This window comes from Streptomyces albidochromogenes (assembly GCF_005981925.1).
In the GTDB taxonomy this organism is placed as follows: Bacteria; Actinomycetota; Actinomycetes; order Streptomycetales; family Streptomycetaceae; genus Streptomyces; species Streptomyces albidochromogenes.
Genome location: NZ_VBVX01000158.1, coordinates 1 through 15470, shown reverse-complemented (window position 1 = coordinate 15470; position 15470 = coordinate 1). Strand labels below are relative to the sequence as shown.

The 15470-nt window shown below is 73.3% G+C and carries 14 protein-coding genes, 3 pseudogenes and 1 riboswitch; of the genes and pseudogenes, 6 read left to right on the top strand and 11 right to left on the bottom strand.

All coding sequences use genetic code 11. The features are described 5' to 3' along the window. Nucleotides 1–534, bottom strand: a pseudogene (locus E2E34_RS36580) (metallophosphoesterase); the annotation flags it as partial. A gap of 2 nt (nt 535–536) precedes the next feature. Beyond that, nucleotides 537–788 carry an SCO4848 family membrane protein gene (locus tag E2E34_RS20475; protein ID WP_138898446.1) on the bottom strand — a complete coding sequence of 84 codons (252 nt, stop codon included), beginning with the start codon at nt 786–788 and terminating at the stop codon, nt 537–539. Between the two features lie 148 nt (nt 789–936). On the opposite strand from E2E34_RS20475, the gene E2E34_RS20470 reads away from it, so the two are divergent. Continuing rightward, nucleotides 937–2211, top strand: coding sequence for a D-alanyl-D-alanine carboxypeptidase family protein (locus tag E2E34_RS20470; protein ID WP_244315932.1), 1275 nt, complete (start codon nt 937–939; stop codon nt 2209–2211). Here the strand turns inward: E2E34_RS20470 and E2E34_RS20465 are convergent. From E2E34_RS20465 to E2E34_RS20450, 4 genes and pseudogenes are all read right to left on the bottom strand, one after another. Then, complete coding sequence (locus E2E34_RS20465; protein ID WP_138903372.1) at nt 2162–3238, bottom strand: YihY/virulence factor BrkB family protein; 1077 nt, start codon at nt 3236–3238, stop codon at nt 2162–2164. The genes E2E34_RS20470 and E2E34_RS20465 overlap by 50 nt on opposite strands. Beyond that, on the bottom strand, nt 3226–3666 hold the full coding sequence (locus tag E2E34_RS20460) for a GtrA family protein (protein ID WP_244315930.1): 441 nt from the start codon (nt 3664–3666) through the stop codon (nt 3226–3228). The genes E2E34_RS20465 and E2E34_RS20460 overlap by 13 nt, the downstream gene beginning before the upstream one ends. A 17-nt stretch (nt 3667–3683) precedes the next feature. Continuing rightward, entirely contained in the window at nt 3684–4748 is a 1065-nt protein-coding gene (locus tag E2E34_RS20455; RefSeq protein WP_138903370.1) for a decaprenyl-phosphate phosphoribosyltransferase, read from the bottom strand. Nucleotides 4749–4860: 112 nt separating this feature from the next. Continuing rightward, nucleotides 4861–5367: pseudogene (locus tag E2E34_RS20450) on the bottom strand (phosphatase PAP2 family protein); the annotation flags it as partial. 183 nt (nt 5368–5550) lie between these two features. On the opposite strand from E2E34_RS20450, the gene dprE1 reads away from it, so the two are divergent. Both dprE1 and dprE2 read left to right on the top strand, forming a co-directional pair. Next, the gene (gene dprE1, locus E2E34_RS20445; protein ID WP_138903368.1) at nt 5551–6918 is read left to right on the top strand and encodes a decaprenylphosphoryl-beta-D-ribose oxidase; all 1368 of its coding nucleotides are present in this window, start codon (nt 5551–5553) and stop codon (nt 6916–6918) included. 43 nt (nt 6919–6961) lie between these two features. After that, nucleotides 6962–7717 carry a decaprenylphospho-beta-D-erythro-pentofuranosid-2-ulose 2-reductase gene (gene dprE2, locus E2E34_RS20440; protein ID WP_138903367.1) on the top strand — a complete coding sequence of 252 codons (756 nt, stop codon included), beginning with the start codon at nt 6962–6964 and terminating at the stop codon, nt 7715–7717. Between the two features lie 64 nt (nt 7718–7781). Here the strand turns inward: dprE2 and E2E34_RS20435 are convergent, their stop codons facing one another. Continuing rightward, nucleotides 7782–8375, bottom strand: coding sequence for a 2'-5' RNA ligase family protein (locus tag E2E34_RS20435; RefSeq protein WP_138903366.1), 594 nt, complete (start codon nt 8373–8375; stop codon nt 7782–7784). 127 nt (nt 8376–8502) lie between these two features. After that, nucleotides 8503–9516 carry a tryptophan--tRNA ligase gene (trpS, locus tag E2E34_RS20430; protein ID WP_138899203.1) on the bottom strand — a complete coding sequence of 338 codons (1014 nt, stop codon included), beginning with the start codon at nt 9514–9516 and terminating at the stop codon, nt 8503–8505. An 89-nt stretch (nt 9517–9605) separates the two neighbouring features. Here trpS and E2E34_RS20425 point away from each other — a divergent pair. After that, nucleotides 9606–9936 (top strand): annotated as a pseudogene (locus E2E34_RS20425) (RNA polymerase sigma factor); the annotation flags it as partial. Between the two features lie 131 nt (nt 9937–10067). Here E2E34_RS20425 and glyA read toward each other — a convergent pair. Further along, the gene (gene glyA, locus E2E34_RS20420) at nt 10068–11339 is read right to left on the bottom strand and encodes a serine hydroxymethyltransferase (RefSeq protein ID WP_138903365.1); all 1272 of its coding nucleotides are present in this window, start codon (nt 11337–11339) and stop codon (nt 10068–10070) included. Between the two features lie 38 nt (nt 11340–11377). Then, nucleotides 11378–11469, bottom strand: a riboswitch (ZMP/ZTP riboswitch). 120 nt (nt 11470–11589) lie between these two features. On the opposite strand from glyA, the gene rocD reads away from it, so the two are divergent. Beyond that, nucleotides 11590–12795 (top strand): ornithine--oxo-acid transaminase, encoded by a 1206-nt coding sequence (gene rocD / locus E2E34_RS20415; RefSeq protein WP_138903364.1) that lies wholly within the window; start codon nt 11590–11592, stop codon nt 12793–12795. 70 nt (nt 12796–12865) lie between these two features. Here the strand turns inward: rocD and E2E34_RS20410 are convergent, their stop codons facing one another. Both E2E34_RS20410 and E2E34_RS20405 read right to left on the bottom strand, forming a co-directional pair. Beyond that, entirely contained in the window at nt 12866–14065 is a 1200-nt protein-coding gene (locus tag E2E34_RS20410) for a glutathionylspermidine synthase family protein (RefSeq protein ID WP_138903363.1), read from the bottom strand. Between the two features lie 35 nt (nt 14066–14100). Beyond that, a complete protein-coding gene (locus tag E2E34_RS20405; protein ID WP_138903362.1) occupies nt 14101–14382 on the bottom strand; it encodes a hypothetical protein in 282 nt (93 codons plus the stop codon). 128 nt (nt 14383–14510) lie between these two features. On the opposite strand from E2E34_RS20405, the gene E2E34_RS20400 reads away from it, so the two are divergent. Then, a complete protein-coding gene (locus E2E34_RS20400) occupies nt 14511–15374 on the top strand; it encodes a DMT family transporter (RefSeq protein WP_138903374.1) in 864 nt (287 codons plus the stop codon). Nucleotides 15375–15470: the final 96 nt, after the last annotated feature.

Below are 15470 nucleotides of genomic sequence, written 5' to 3'. Positions count from 1 at the left end.
CGGCGGGGTCTGCGTCACGGTGTCCGTGCCGCCGGAAGCCGGGGCCGGGGCGGAGGCGCAGGCTGAGGCGGACGCGGGAGCCGACGCGGAGGGCGACGCCTCGGTGGCGGCGCCCAGGGACGGGCTGTTGCCCGCGCCCTCGGCGGGGCCGTGGTCCGGAGCCACCGGGAGGGGCCCGTCGGGGGCACCCCCGCCGCCGCGCACCCCGGCGTCCCGCCGGACCAGCACCCGGCGCAGCAGCGGCCGCACCATCTCGCCGACGACCAGCGCCATCACCAGGTACAGCAGCACCGCCAGCCACAGGTACCCGGGCCACGCCAGCACCTGCTGCACCCGGAACGGCGCCCGCGCCTGCGAGGCGACCAGGGTGCCGACGGACAGCAGCGGCAGCACGATCGCCGCCACCGTCCCCGCCCGCCGGGCGACGCCGCCCGGCAGGGTCGTGTCGCGGACCAGCCGGCGCCACACGTACCAGTGCGCCCCGGCGAGCAGGCCGAGGACCGAAAGCGCGATGAGAACGAAGACGACGACCACAGTTATCCCTGGCTCCGCTCACGTCGCAGGGCCCGCACTCCACGGAACCCGATCACCCCAACCGCCGTCCCCAGAAGAAAGGACGTGACGGCAAGCAGCAGATGCACCCAGAAGTACGCAGTCGGGTCACCCGCGTCGTCGAAGGCGAGCCCGCTGCCGTCCTTCCACAGATTCTTGACGAAAGTGACCCAGATGAACCAGCTCCACACCCCGAAGGCGAGCAGGAACCAGGAGACGGAGCGGCTGAGCTTCATGCAGCCAGTATCGCCGCCTGCCACCGGGCCCCGCCGCCGGGGTGCGGACCCCGGCTCCGGCACCGGTGGCGGGCCGGGCCGGCCCGGCACCCGGCGGTTCGTCCCCGCCATGTCCACATCCATCCGCACGCCCTGTACGTTCACGTTCGTGTCCGCCGCCAAAAAGACCGCGCTGACGGTCCTCTCCGCCGCGCTGCTGCCCGCACTCACCGCACTCCCCGCGCACGCGGACGACAAGCCGGGCGCCAAGCAGCCGCAGCCCCCCGCATCGATGTCGACGGTCGGCGGCGCCCAACTCGGCCTGCCCGGTACGCAGGTGCGGCTCGGCCAAGGCGCGCCGGTCCTCCCGAAGGAGGTGAGCGGCCGGTCGTGGATCGTCGCCGACGCGGAGTCGGGCGACGTACTCGCCTCGCACAACGCCCACTGGCGGCTTCCCCCCGCGTCCACGCTCAAGATGCTCTTCGCCGACACGGTCCTGCCCCGGCTGCCCAAGTCGCAGGTCCACAAGGTCAAGGACAGCGACCTGGCGGGGGTCGGCGCGGGCAGCAGCCTCGTCGGCATCAAGGAGGACCACACCTACTCCGTCCACGACATGTGGCTGGGAGTGTTCCTGCGGTCCGGCAACGACGCCGTCCACGTGCTGTCGCAGATGAACGGCGGCTGGGACAAGACCGCACGCGACATGCAGGCGCACGCCGAGGAGCTCCAGGCGCTCGACACCACGGTCGTCTCACCCGACGGTTACGACGCCAAGGGCCAGGTCAGCAGCGCGTACGACCTGACGCTCATCGCCCGCAGCGGCATGCAGAAGAAGGACTTCCGGGAGTACTCCTCGACGACGACCGCCGACTTCCCCGGTGAGAAGAAGAAGGGGAAGAAGCGCGAGAGCTTCCAGATCCAGAACACCAACCGCCTGCTGACGGGGGCCTACGGCGTCGAGCCGTACAAGGGCCTGGCGGGCGTAAAGAACGGCAACACCACGCACGCGGGAGCGACGTTCACGGGCGTCGCGCAGCGCGGCGACAAGGTGCTCCTCGTGACGGTCATGAACCCGTCCGCGAACGAGAGCAGCGCCGTCTACAAGGAAGCGGCCCGCCTGCTCGACTGGGGCTTCGAGGCGTCCGGGAAGGTGACGCCGGTCGGCGAACTGGTCCCGCCCAGGTCCGTGGACACCGAGCCGGGGACAGCGGGTGCCAAGGGCCGGGGCGGCAGCGGCAAGAGCGCAGCGGGCGGCGCGGGGGCCGGTGACACCGCCGTGGCGAAGGACGCCCGGACGCGGGTCGCGGCGTCCGACGGGGGCGCGGGCGGCGTCGGGACGGCGCTCGCGATCGCGGGCGGCGCACTGGTGGTGCTGGCCGCCGGGGTCCTCCTGGTCAACCGGCGCTGGCCGCTGCCCGCCCTGGCGCGTCGCCGCCGCCCGTAGGGGGCGGGCCGGGGCGCGCGGTGCGGGGCGGCGGCCCGCCGGCGGGGTCCCGGGCGACGGCGGGCCGCCCGCCGTCGCCGGGGCTCTCGCCGTCACCGGCCGCGCCCTCACGGGCACCGCCGCCGCGCGGGCTGTCGGCGTCCTCGTCCGCACGGTCCTGGTCCGACTCCAGCTCGTCGGCGTGCCGCGTCGCCGTCCAGGCCGCGCAGCACAGCAGGAGCTTCGCCGTGAAGTTGATCCACAGCAGCAGTGCGACCGGCACGCCGAACGCCCCGTACATGCTCTTCGCCGCCACGTCCTTCATGTAGCTGCCGAGCAGCACCTTGAGCAGCTCGAAGCCGATCGCGCCGATGAGCGACGCGGTGATCAGCCGGTGCCGGACGGGGTGCACGCCCGGCAGCAGCGTGAGGACGTACAGCAGGATCAGGAAGTCCGCGCCGACCGCGAGGGCGAGCGCGGCGAGTCGCAGCAGGACGCCGCCCGCGCCGCTCTGCGAGACGCCGGCCTGCTCGGCGGTCCAGTCGACGGCCGTCGAGCCGATCGAGGAGGCGGCCCAGGACGAGAGGCCGATGAGGCCGAGACCGGCCAGCACCCCGGCGTCCTTGAGCTTGCGCAGGAAGAGGTTGCCCTCGTCGGTGTCGTCCAGGTCCCAGACGGCCCGCAGGCACTCCCGCATCGATCCGACCCACCCGATGCCGGTGAAGAGCAGCAGGGCGCCGGCGACCACGCCGACCGTGCCGGCGTTGTCCACCAGGGCCGCGAGGTCGAGCTGCCCCGAGATGCCGGGCACCTGCTCCGCGATCTTGTCCTCCATGCGGCGCAGCTGATCGTCGGAGAGCAGGGCCGCGCCGATCGCGGCGGCGACCGTGATCAGGGGGAAGAGGGCGAGGAAGCTGATGAAGGTGACCGCGGCCGCCAGCCGGGTCCAGTGCACGCGGTCGAGCGTCTCGTACGTACGCCACGCGTGAGTGAACGCCAGCCGCGTCACGAACGGCCCGACGACGGGCAGGTTCTTCAGCCAGTCCATGAGGTGCGCCTACCCCCGGGCGCGAAAACCAGCGTTCGTGTCCCCCAGAAGCGCAGCCCGGTCGCGAGCGCCATGCCGACCACCGCTCCGGAGACGGTGTCGGCGCGGGCGGAGGTCAGTCCCAGGCCGTGGTGCGAGGCGGCGACGCACAGCAGCTGTACGGCCGCGCCCGCGAGGTTGACGGCCAGGAAGGCGGCGTACCGCCGCAGCCGGTCCCCCGGCCGTACGACGGTCTCCTGCGCCCGCCGCCGGTAGGTGCCCAGGGCGTTTCCGGCGTACGCGACCGAGCAACCGGCGACGAAGGACAGCGCCTTCGCGGAGAGCGGGTCCCAGCCCAGCGGGCCGCGCAGCCACAGGAACACGGCGAGGTCGGCGGCGTACGCACAGCCGCCGGCCAGCGCGAAGCCGCGTACCTCGGCCCAGGTCACGCGTCCTGCGGCCGCTCTCACAGATCGGCCACCGCGAGCCCGTACATCGCCACCCACACGAGGCCGATGACGGCCAGGCCCCGGTCGCGCAGGACGACGTCCTCGGGGGCTCCGGCCGTCCCCCGGTCGGCGAACACGGCGTACCGCAGCACCGAGAGGATGAACGCCACCATGGACAACTGGCGCCACGGCAGCAGGCTGCCGTTGGCCGTGCCGCCGCTCTCCAGGGCCCACAGGCAGTAGCCGAGTACGGCGACTCCGGCCGCGAGCTGCCAGACGAAGCGCAGGTAGCCGGTCGTGTACTCGTCGAGGAGTGCCCGCGTGGCGCCGCGCTTCTCCGGGCGGGCGGCCATCTGCACGGCTTCCGAGTAGCGCTTCGCGGCGACCATGAAGAGCGCGCCGAAGCCCGCCGTGATCAGGAACCAGCGGGAGAGCGGGATCTGGAGCGCGACACCGCCGATCATCGCGCGCATCAGGAAGCCGGTGGTGACGACGACGAGGTCCACGACGAGGATGTGTTTCAGCCACACGCAGTAGGCGAGCTGCATGACGACGTACGCGGTGAGGAGCGCCGCCGTCATCGGGTCGCAGAGCAGGGCGGCGGCCGTCGCGGCGAGGACGGCGAGGAGCGCCCCGGCCGCATATGCCACCGGGACCGGGACCTCGCCGGCGGCGACGGGGCGGCGGCACTTGACCGGGTGCGCGCGGTCGGCGTCGGCGTCCCGGGCGTCGTTGATCAGGTAGACGGCGGACGCGGCGGCGGTGAACAGCACGAAGACCAGGGCCAGTCGGGCCACGGCGTGCGCCGAGGCCAGCTCGCCCGCGGCCGCGGGCGCGGCGAGGACCAGCACGTTCTTGACCCACTGGCGAGGGCGGGCGGTGCGCAGCAGCCCGGCGGGCAGGCTGAGCGGACGCCGCCCGGGCGCTCGGCGCGGCGCGGCGCGGCGCGGCTGGCCGATGACGGCGGTGGGGGCGGCGCCCGGCGCGGTGGTCGCGGGAACCGCCGGGCCGGTGGCGTGGGCGGCGGGGCTGTGAGGTCCGGGGCTGTGGGTGCTGGTGGTGCCGCTGCTGCGCTCAGGCATGCGCGGCACCCCCCTCGGACGCGGACGCCCGGGAGGCCGCGCCCACGGGGGCGGTGGCCGCCGGTGGGGCGGCGCGGACGGTGGCGGCGGCGCGGGAGGCGGTGGCGGCGGTCGCCGGCCCGGTCATCCAGGCTGCGCCGAGCCCGGCGGTGATCCCGCCGAGCAGGACGCCGGCCACCACGTCGGTCGGGTAGTGCACCCCGACCACCAGCCGGGACACGCACATCGCGGCCGCCAGCGGCGGCACCAGATGGCGGCCGGCCGGGCCCAGCGCCCCGAAGGCCAACGCGGCGGCGGCCGCCGACGCCGCGTGGCTGCTGGGGAACGAGTGCCGCCCCGCGGTGCTCACCAGGGGCCGCAGGGACGCGAGTTGGGGGCGGGCGCGGCGTACGGCCAGCTTGACGGCCATGCTCGCCAGGTGCGCGGCGCCGACCAGCGCCGTGCCCCGCAGCCAGGCGCCGCGACGCTCGTGGTCCGCCCCCGCGCCCACCAGGCCCGCCGCGATCCAGACGGCGCCGTGCTCGCCGCACCACGAGAGCCCCCGGGCGGCGGCCGCCACCCGTGGGTCCGTGCCGCAGTCCCGCATGGCCGACAGCAGACGCCGGTCAACCTCTCGCATCTGTCACCCCTCCTCCGTAGCGGCGACCCGGCCGGTCGGTCGGGCGCAGGGCAGGGGCGACTCTTCTCGGATTAAGCAGACTAGTCATGTTAATTGCCTGCGACACACCACCAATCACCCGTTCGCCCAGCACAACAGGCGATCTACGCCATCAAGACGTTTAGGGGCGATACGGTCCCTTTCATGCCTGTCGACACCGCCTCAGTGGAAGTGACCGGTTGGGGCCGCACCGCCCCGACCACCGCCGCACGCCTGGTCCGGCCACGTTCGTACGAGGAGGCGGCGGACGCGGTACTCGACTGCGCGACCCCCGGCGCGCGCGGCGGCATCGCGCGCGGGCTCGGCCGGGCGTACGGCGACGCGGCGCAGAACGCGGGCGGCTGCGTACTGGACATGACCGGCCTCGACCGCGTCCGCACGATCGACGCCCGCGACGGCGTCGTGGTGTGCGACGCGGGCGTGAGCCTGCACCGGCTGATGCAAGTGCTGCTGCCGCTCGGCTGGTTCGTGCCGGTGACCCCCGGGACGCGGTACGTGACGGTCGGCGGCGCGATCGGCGCCGACATCCACGGCAAGAACCATCACGTCTCGGGGTCGTTCTCCCGTCACGTCGTCTCCCTCGACCTGCTCACCGCCGACGGCGAGGTACGCACCGTCCCCGCCGGCACGGACCTCTTCGACGCCACGGCGGGCGGCATGGGCCTGACGGGCGTCATCCTCTCGGCGACGGTGCGACTCCTGCCCGTGGAGACCTCGTTGATGAGCGTCGACACCGAACGGGCCGCCGATCTGGATGACCTGATGGACCGTCTTGTCGCCACCGACCATCGCTACCGCTACTCGGTCGCCTGGATCGACCTGCTCGCGCGCGGCGCGGCCACGGGGCGCGCGGTCCTCACCCGGGGGGAGCACGCCCCCCTGGACGCGCTGGGGGCGCGCGCCCGCCGGGAACCGCTCGCGTTCCGGCCGGGCCGGCTGCCGGCCGCTCCCGGCTTCGTACCGGAAGGCCTGCTCGGACGGGCGTCCGTGGGGCTGTTCAACGCGCTCTGGTACCGCAAGGCCCCGCGCGCGCGGACCGGCGAGCTTCAGAGGCTGTCGGCCTTCTTCCACCCGCTGGACGGGGTCCCGCACTGGAACCGGGTCTACGGACGCGGCGGATTCGTCCAGTACCAGTTCGTCGTCGGGTACGGACAGGAGGAAGCCCTGCGCCGGATCGTCGGCCGGATCTCGCGCCGGGGCTGCCCGTCGTTCCTCGCCGTACTGAAACGCTTCGGCGACGGCGACCCGGGCTGGCTGTCCTTTCCCGTGCCCGGCTGGACGCTCGCGCTGGACGTCCCGGCCGGCCTGCCGGGGCTCGGCGCCTTCCTCGACGAGCTCGACGAGGAGGTCGTCGCGGCCGGCGGCCGCGTCTACCTGGCGAAGGACTCCCGGCTGCGGCCCGACCTGCTCGCCGCGATGTACCCGCGGCTGGCGGACTTCCGGGCGCTGCGCGCCGAGCTCGACCCGCGAGGCGTCTTCACGTCGGACCTCTCCCGCCGCCTTTCCCTCTGACCGACGGATTCCGGCCGTCGCAGTCCAGCCCCAGGAGCGCATCATGAAGGACGCCTTCGGCATCCCCCAGTCCCTGCTCGTCCTCGGCGGCACGTCCGAGATCGGCCTCGCGACGGCCCGCCGCCTGATCGCCCGGCGCACCCGGACGGTCTGGCTGGCCGGCCGCCCGTCCCCCGCCCTCGAAGCGGCGGCGGCCGGGCTGCGGGCGCTGGGCGCCGAGGTCCGTACCGTCGCCTTCGACGCGCTCGATCCCGTGACGCACGAGGAGAAGCTGGGCAAGGTCTTCGCCGAGGGCGACATCGACATGGTGCTGCTGGCCTTCGGAGTGCTCGGCGACCAGGCGCACGACGAGGAGCAGCCGCTGTCGGCGGTCCGGGTGGCGCAGACGAACTACACGGGCGCGGTCTCGGCGGGCCTGGTGTGCGCGAAGGCCCTCCAGGGCCAGGGCCACGGTTCGCTGGTCGTGCTGTCGTCGGTGGCGGGCGAGCGCGCCCGCCGGGTGAACTTCATCTACGGGTCGAGCAAGGCGGGCCTCGACGCCTTCGCGCAGGGACTCGGCGACGCGCTGTACGGGACCGGCGTGCACGTGATGGTCGTACGCCCCGGATTCGTCCGCTCGAAGATGACGGCGGGCCTCCCGGACGCCCCCCTTGCGACCACGCCCGAGGCGGTGGCCACCGCGATCGAGACGGGGCTGCGGCGGCGCTCGGAGACGGTGTGGGTGCCGGGGGCGCTGCGGGCGGTGATGGCGGCGCTGCGCCACGTGCCGAGGCCGCTGTTCCGGCGCCTGCCGGTCTGAGCGGGCCCCCGGGCGGGGGCAAGAGCCGAGCCCGCCGGCGCGGACCAGGAGCCCTCGGCGGGGCTCAGGAGCGCAGGGAGGGCGCCGCGGGCTGGTCGACGGGCGAGTTCTGTGCGGGCACGACCCCCGCCGCCCCGCCCCCGAACGCGAACTCGCGCAGCTTGCGCCACACGCCGTCCGCGCCCTGCTCGTACAGCGCGAAGCCGGTGCAGGCCCACTCGGCCGCGTACGCGGAGAGCTCCTCGTACGCCCGGTCCATCCCCTCCTCGGAGATGCCGTGGGCGACGGTGACGTGCGGGTGGTACGGGAACTGGAGCTCGCGCACGAGCGGCCCGGACGCGTCCCGGACCCGCTTCTGGAGCCAGGAACAGGCCGCCGCGCCCTCGACGACCTGCACGAAGACGACCGGGGACAGCGGGCGGAACGTGCCCGTCCCGGACAGCCGCATCGGGAAGGACCGCCCGGACGCCGCCACCCGCGCGAGGTGCGCCTCGACGGCCGGCAGCACCGCCGCGTCGACCTCGGTGGGCGGCAGGAGGGTGACATGCGTGGGGATGCCGTGAGCGGCAGGGTCCCCGAAGCTCGCGCGCCGCTCCTGGAGCAGGCTGCCGTACGGCTCCGGGACCGCGATCGAAACGCCGAGCGTTACGGTCCCCACGTCGTTCTCCTCCGTCGTCCGGTGCGTCCTGTGTGCTGCCTGTGCGTCCTGCCAGTGTGCAGTGTGGCGGGCGCGGCGCCCCTGTGACCAGAGTCTTTGGTCCGGACTTGCGGCCCGCGCCCCGTGCTCAGTGCTTGGCGGGCAGCAGACCGACCTTCTCGTAGGTCTGCGCGAGGGTCTCGGCGGCGACCGTACGGGCCTTCTCGGCGCCCTTGGCCAGGATCGAGTCCAGCGTCTCCGGGTCGTCCAGATATTCCTGGGTGCGGGTCCGGAACGGCGTGACGAAGTCCACCACTACCTCGGCGAGGTCCGTCTTGAGCGCGCCGTACATCTTGCCCTCGTACCTCTTCTCCAGCTCGGCGACGGTCTCGCCGGTGAGCGTGGAGTAGATGGTCAGGAGGTTGCTGACGCCCGGCTTCTCGACGGCGTCGTAGCGGATCACGGTGTCCGTGTCGGTGACCGCGCTCTTGATCTTCTTGGCGGTCACCTTGGGCTCGTCGAGCAGGTTGATGAGGCCCTTGGGCGTCGACGCCGACTTGCTCATCTTGATCCCCGGCTCCTGGAGATCGAAGATCTTCGCCGTCTCCTTGAGGATGTACGGCGCCGGGATCGTGAACGTGTCGCCGAAGCGGCCGTTGAAGCGCTCGGCGAGGTCGCGGGTCAGCTCGATGTGCTGGCGCTGGTCCTCGCCGACCGGCACCTCGTTGGCCTGGTACAGCAGGATGTCCGCGACCTGGAGGATCGGGTACGTGAAGAGGCCGACGGTGGCGCGGTCGGAGCCCTGCTTGGCGGACTTGTCCTTGAACTGCGTCATCCGGGAGGCCTCGCCGAAGCCGGTGAGGCAGTTCATGACCCAGCCGAGCTGGGCGTGCTCGGGCACGTGGCTCTGCACGAAGAGCGTGCAGCGGTCCGGGTCGAGGCCGGCGGCCAGCAGCTGGGCCGCGGCGAGCCGGGTGTTGGCGCGCAGTCCGGCGGGGTCCTGCGGGACCGTGATCGCGTGCAGGTCGACGACCATGTAGAAGGCGTCGTGGGATTCCTGCAGAGCGACCCATTGGCGTACGGCGCCAAGGTAGTTGCCGAGGTGGAACGAGCCTGCGGTGGGCTGGATGCCGGAGAGCACGCGAGGACGATCAGAGGCCATGAACTCATTCTCTCAGGTGTGGAACCCAACTCGGCTCTCCGGTGTATCAAGAGGGTGAGGACGCGGGAGGGGACCCTGGAGGGGGCCGCATCGGCATCGAAGGCGCTGCGGTGATCGCGCGTGCGCGGCGGCGAGCCCCAGGCGTACGCGGAACCGGTGCGCGCCTGCCCGGGGACCGCGCTCAGGGCGGCTGTGGCCTTCGGAGCCGGGGCGGAGGCCGAAGACGTGGTGCGCGTGGCCTTCTGCACGGCGTGCCGGTCGCTGGGGCGGTTCAGGGACGGTGCGGCCTTCCGTCCGTGGTTGCTGCGGATTGTCGCAAATGAGACGAGAAACACAGAGCGCCCGGCGGGTCGGCCGCGGGCCGCCACGGGCCGGGAGGCGGCGCTGCCGGGCCCCGGCCCGGCCGTACCGGAATCCGCCGGCCGGCCGGACCCGCCCGGGGCCCGCGCGGCGCGGCCCGGCGGAGCCAGGTCCGTGCCGTGCCGGGCCGTGCCGGGCCGCGCCGCCGGCCCGGCACGCTCGCGCGCGGCGGGCCGGCGGGGCTCCCGCCGTCAGTCGGTCGTGAGACCCGGTGCCGGGAAGGCTCCCATGAGGTCGGCGACCTCGGCGCGGATCGCGGCCAGTGCGCCCTCGTCGCCGGTGCGGGCGGCCGTGACACCCCGGTCGATCCACTCGGCGACCGTCGGCATGTGCGCGGCGGTGAGCCCGCGCGAGGTGAGGGAGGGGGTGCCGATACGGACGCCGGAGGGATCGAACGGCTTCCTCGGGTCGTACGGGACGGTGTTGTAGTTGACGACGATCCCGGCCCGGTCCAGGGCCTTCGCCGCCACCTTCCCCGGCACGTCCTTGGGGGTGAGGTCCATCAGGATCAGATGGTTGTCGGTGCCGCCCGAGACCAGCTCGAAGCCGCGGGCGAGCAGCGCCTCGGCGAGCGCCCGGGCGTTGGCGACGACCGCGTGCGCGTAGTCGCGGAAGGAGGGCTGCGCCGCCTCGTGGAGGGCGACGGCGATGGCGGCGGTGGTCTGGTTGTGCGGGCCGCCCTGGAGGCCGGGGAAGACCGCCTTGTCGATGGCCCTGGCGTGCTCCTCGCGGGACATCAGCATCGCGCCGCGCGGACCGCGCAGCGTCTTGTGCGTGGTCGTGGAGACGACGTCGGCGTGCGGGACGGGCGAGGGGTGCGCGCCGCCCGCGATCAGTCCGGCGATGTGGGCGACGTCCGCGACGAGTACGGCGCCGGCCTCGCGGGCGATCTCCCCGAAGGCGGCGAAGTCGATGGTGCGCGGGACGGCGGTGCCGCCGCAGAAGATCAGCTTCGGGCGCTCCTTGAGCGCGAGGTCGCGCACCTCGTCGAAGTCGATGAGCCCGGTGTCGTGGCGTACGCCGTACTGGACGCCGCGGAACCACTTGCCGGTGGCCGAGACCCCCCAGCCGTGGGTCAGGTGGCCGCCCATCGGCAGGGCCATGCCCATCACGGTGTCGCCGGGCTCGGCGAACGCGAGGTACACGGCGAGGTTGGCGGGCGAGCCGGAGTAGGGCTGGACGTTGGCGTGGTCGGCGCCGAACAGGGCCTTGGCCCGGTCGGTGGCGAGCCGCTCCACCTGGTCGATGTTCTGCTGGCCCTCGTAGTAGCGCCGGCCCGCGTACCCCTCGCTGTACTTGTTCTGCAGGACGGTGCCGGAGGCTTCGAGAACGGCCTGCGAGACGTAGTTCTCGCTGGGGATCAGGCGCAGGGTGTCGGCCTGGAGCTGTTCCTCCGCACCGACCAGAGCGGCCAGTTCGGGGTCCGTGGCGGACAGGGCGGGGTGGCTGAGCGGGAGAGTCATGCGTCCTCCGGGGCGAGCGGTCGGTGTCCGTCGTGATCCCGGGGTGCCCAGGCGGGCGGCACCTCGTGCTGATGTTCCCCGCACGGCTCCCCCGCGGTCCGTTCCGCGTACGCCAGTCGCCGTGCGTACCGGCCACCCTAGCGGCCGCACCCCCGCGCATGGTTTCTTCGTCCGGCATGCGAGCGACGATAGAAAGGGGCAGTATTCCTGCCCCTCGCCGGATGGATTTGTTTCGACGATCGGAGAACCCGTGTCGACCACCCAAGCCGCCATCGCCTCTGCCGAGGCTCACAGCGCGCACAACTACCATCCTCTCCCCATCGTCGTCTCGTCGGCGGACGGCGCCTGGATGACCGACATCGAGGGCCGCCGCTACCTCGACATGCTCGCCGGGTACTCCGCGCTCAACTTCGGCCACGGCAACCGGCGGCTCATCGACGCCGCCAAGGCGCAGCTCGACCGGGTGACGCTCACCTCCCGCGCCTTCCACCACGACCGGTTCGCCGAGTTCTGCGCCCGGCTCGCCGAGCTGTGCGGCATGGACATGGTGCTGCCGATGAACACCGGGGCCGAGGCGGTGGAGACGGCGGTCAAGACGGCCCGCAAGTGGGGCTACAAGGTCAAGGGCGTGCTGGACGGCACGGCGAAGATCATCGTGGCGGCGAACAACTTCCACGGCCGTACGACGACCGTCGTCAGCTTCTCCACCGACCACGAGGCCCGTGCGGACTTCGGCCCGTACACGCCCGGGTTCGAGATCGTCCCGTACGGCGACCTGACGGCGCTCGAAGCGGCGATGACCGACAACACCGTGGCCGTGCTGCTCGAGCCGATCCAGGGCGAGGCGGGCGTCCTGGTGCCTCCGGCCGGGTACCTGGCCGGCGTACGGGAGTTGACCCGCGAGCGGAACGTGCTGTTCGTCGCGGACGAGATCCAGTCGGGCCTCGGCCGTACGGGCCGGACGTTCGCCTGCGAGCACGAGGGCGTCGTCCCGGACATGTACGTCCTGGGCAAGGCGCTCGGCGGCGGCGTGGTGCCGGTGTCCGCCGTTGTCGCGTCGGCCGAGGTGCTGGGGGTGTACGGGCCGGGCGAGCACGGTTCGACGTTCGGCGGCAACCCGCTGGCCTGCGCGGTGGGCCTGGAGGTCATCGCGATGCTGCGCACCGGCGAGTTCCAGCAGCGCGCCACCGAACTCGGCGACCACCTGCACCAGCAGCTGGGGCTGATGGTGGGCGGCGGCGCGGTCGAGGCGGTGCGCGGGCGCGGACTGTGGGCGGGCATCGACATCACCCCGTCGCGCGGCACCGGCCGGGAGATCTCCGAGAAGCTGATGGACCGGGGCGTCCTGGTGAAGGACACGCACGGCTCGACGATCCGGATCGCCCCGCCGCTGGTGATCAGCAAGGAGGACCTGGACTGGGGCCTCGACCAGCTCGGCGCGGTCCTGGCCGGCTAGGGAGCGTGCGGCGTCGCGTCCGCCGGGGCGGCGGCGGACGCGACGGCGTGACCGCCTCGGGCCGGGGCCGTCAGAGGATGACGTGGGGCAGGAACCGGGCGTACTCGTCCGTGATCAGGCCCGACGACTCCCGGATGCCGAGCCCCGCCGCCTCGCCCTCGACGACCCAGGCGCCGAGCACCACCCGGTTGCCGTCGAAGTCGGGCAGGGGCGCCAACTCCTGGTAGCAGAAACGCTGTCCGTCCTCGGCGGGAGCGGCGGTCGGCTCCCCGCCCGGCGCGTGGACCGTGACGCCCGCGCCCTCGCGGCCGAGCAGCGGCTTGGCGACGTAACCGGGGCCGCCCGGGGCGGCCAGCTCGCGCGGGCCGTCGAGGTGGGCGGCGAGCAGGTTGGGGTGGCCGGGGTAGAGCTCCCAGAGGATCGCCAGCAGCGCCTTGTTGGAGAGCAGCATCTTCCAGGCCGGCTCGATCCACAGGGTGGTGCCGGTGCCGCCGCCGTTGTCGAGGGTGTCCAGCACGTGCGGGCCGAAGCGGTCGGTCGTCAGCCATTCCCAGGGGTAGAGCTTGAAGCAGCTGCGGATGAAGCGCAGCCGGCCGTCGACGAAGCGGCCCGAGAGGCGGTCCCAGCCGATCTGTTCGACGGACAGCGCCTCGGTGGCGAGCCCGGCCTGCTGGGCGGTCTCGCGCAGGTAGGCGACCGTCATCAGGTCCTCGCCGAGCTCGTCGCCGTCCGAGTGGACGAAGTGCACCGGGCCGGGCGGCAGCAGGTGCGCCTGGTTCTTCCACGCGTCGACGAGCCGCTCGTGCAGGGAGTTCCACTGGTCGGCGCCGGGGAAGCGCTCCTCCATCCAGAACCACTGCGGGCTGGCCGCCTCCACCAGCGAGGTCGGCGTGTCGGCGTTGTACTCCAGCATCTTGGCGGGGCCCGTGCCGTCGTACCGGAGGTCGAACCGCCCGTAGACCGAGGGCAGTTCGGCGCGTCGGCGCCAGGAGGCGGCGACGCGCGAGGCGACCCGCGGGTCGGTGATGCCGAGGTCGGCGAAGCGCTCGTGCTCGACGATGTGCGCGGCGGCGGCCAGGCACATGGCGTGCAGTTCCTCGACGACCTCCTCCATCGCCTCCACCTCCGGCAGCGAGAACGAGTAGTACGCGCTCTCGTCCCAGTAAGGCCGCAGCGACCCGTCGGGGAACCGGGTCAGGGGGTAGACGAGGCCCTGCTCCTCGACGGTCTGCTGCCAGCCGGGGCGGGGTTCGATCGTGTGTCGCTTCATGGTGCGTGCCTGCGTGCCCGGGCCCGGGGGCCCTGTCAGCCGCCGCCGGAGCCGGAGGAGCCGAAGCCGCCCCGGTCGACCGCGGACTTGTCGAAACTGCCGTCCGTGACCTTGCCGTCGCTCACCCGGCCGCCGTAGTAGTACCGGCCGGTGCCGTTGCCGTCGTCGCACTCGCGGTCGGGGAGCACTTCCTTGGAGACCCGGTCCACGCACCGCCGGTCCGGCTCCGATCCGCAGGCGGTGAGGGTCGCCGCGAGGACGCCCATGCCGCCGAGCAGGACCGTGCCCGACCTCAGCCTGCGCCGTCGTACCGCCATGTCCCGGCCACTCCCCCGTCGTTCGAACAGACAATCAGGACCGTCCGACAGACTAGAGGGCTCCCCGCCGCCGCAGGAACCGGGTGCGCGATCACCACCCCTCTAGAGTCTGTTTCGTGATGCTTGGGATGGTCTGCGCGCTCTGTTCGGCGGTCTGCATCGGCACGGCCTCCGTGCTCCAGGCCGTCGCGGCCCGCGCCACACCGCCCGGCACGGGCAGCGGGGTCGACGTGACGCTGATGCTGCGGGTCCTGCGCCAGTGGCGGTATCTAGCGGGCCTCGCGCTCGACGCCCTGGGATTCGCGCTCCAGATCGTCGCCCTGCTCACCATCCCGATCTACGCCGTCGAGGCCACCCAGGCCGGCAGCCTCGCCGTCACGGCGGTGGTCGCCGCGCCCGTGCTGAAGGTCCGCCTCAGGGCTTCGGAGTGGACGGCGGTGGCCGTCGTCTGCGCCGGCCTGGCGATGATCGGGCTCTCCGTCGGCGCGGAGGGCGGCAGCGAGGGGCCGTCCGCGCTGCCGTACGCGCTGCTCGGCGCGGCCTTCGCGGTACTGGTCGCGGGCGCCGTGGCGGGCCGCCTGCCCGGCCGGGCGCGGGCCCTGGTGCTCGGATTCGGGGCGGGCACCGGCTTCGGGGTGGTGTCCGTCTCGGTGCGGCTGATCGACGACCTGGCGCCGTCGGCGCTGGTCGCCAACCCGGCCGTGTACGCGCTGCTCCTGGCCGGCGGTACGGCGTTCCTGCTGCTCACGTCGGCGTTCCAGCGCGGCTCGGTGACCACGGCGACGGCGGGCATGGTGGTCGGCGAGACGATCGGCCCGGCCGTGGTGGGCGTCGTGTGGCTCGGCGACCGTACGCGCGAGGGCCTGGCGGTGCCGGCGGCCGTGGGCTTCGCGGTGGCGGTGGCGGGCGCGCTGGCCCTGGCCCGGTTCGGGGAGGCGGCCGCCGACGCGGTGACGGACGAGACGTCCCCGGCCCCGTCCGCCCGGGACTGAGGCCCGCGCCCGGGAACCCACAGTGATGGTTTATCGTTCACCAATACGTGGGACGGAACGCACCGCTGTACGACGGCTCCGCGCCCACCCCCGGAT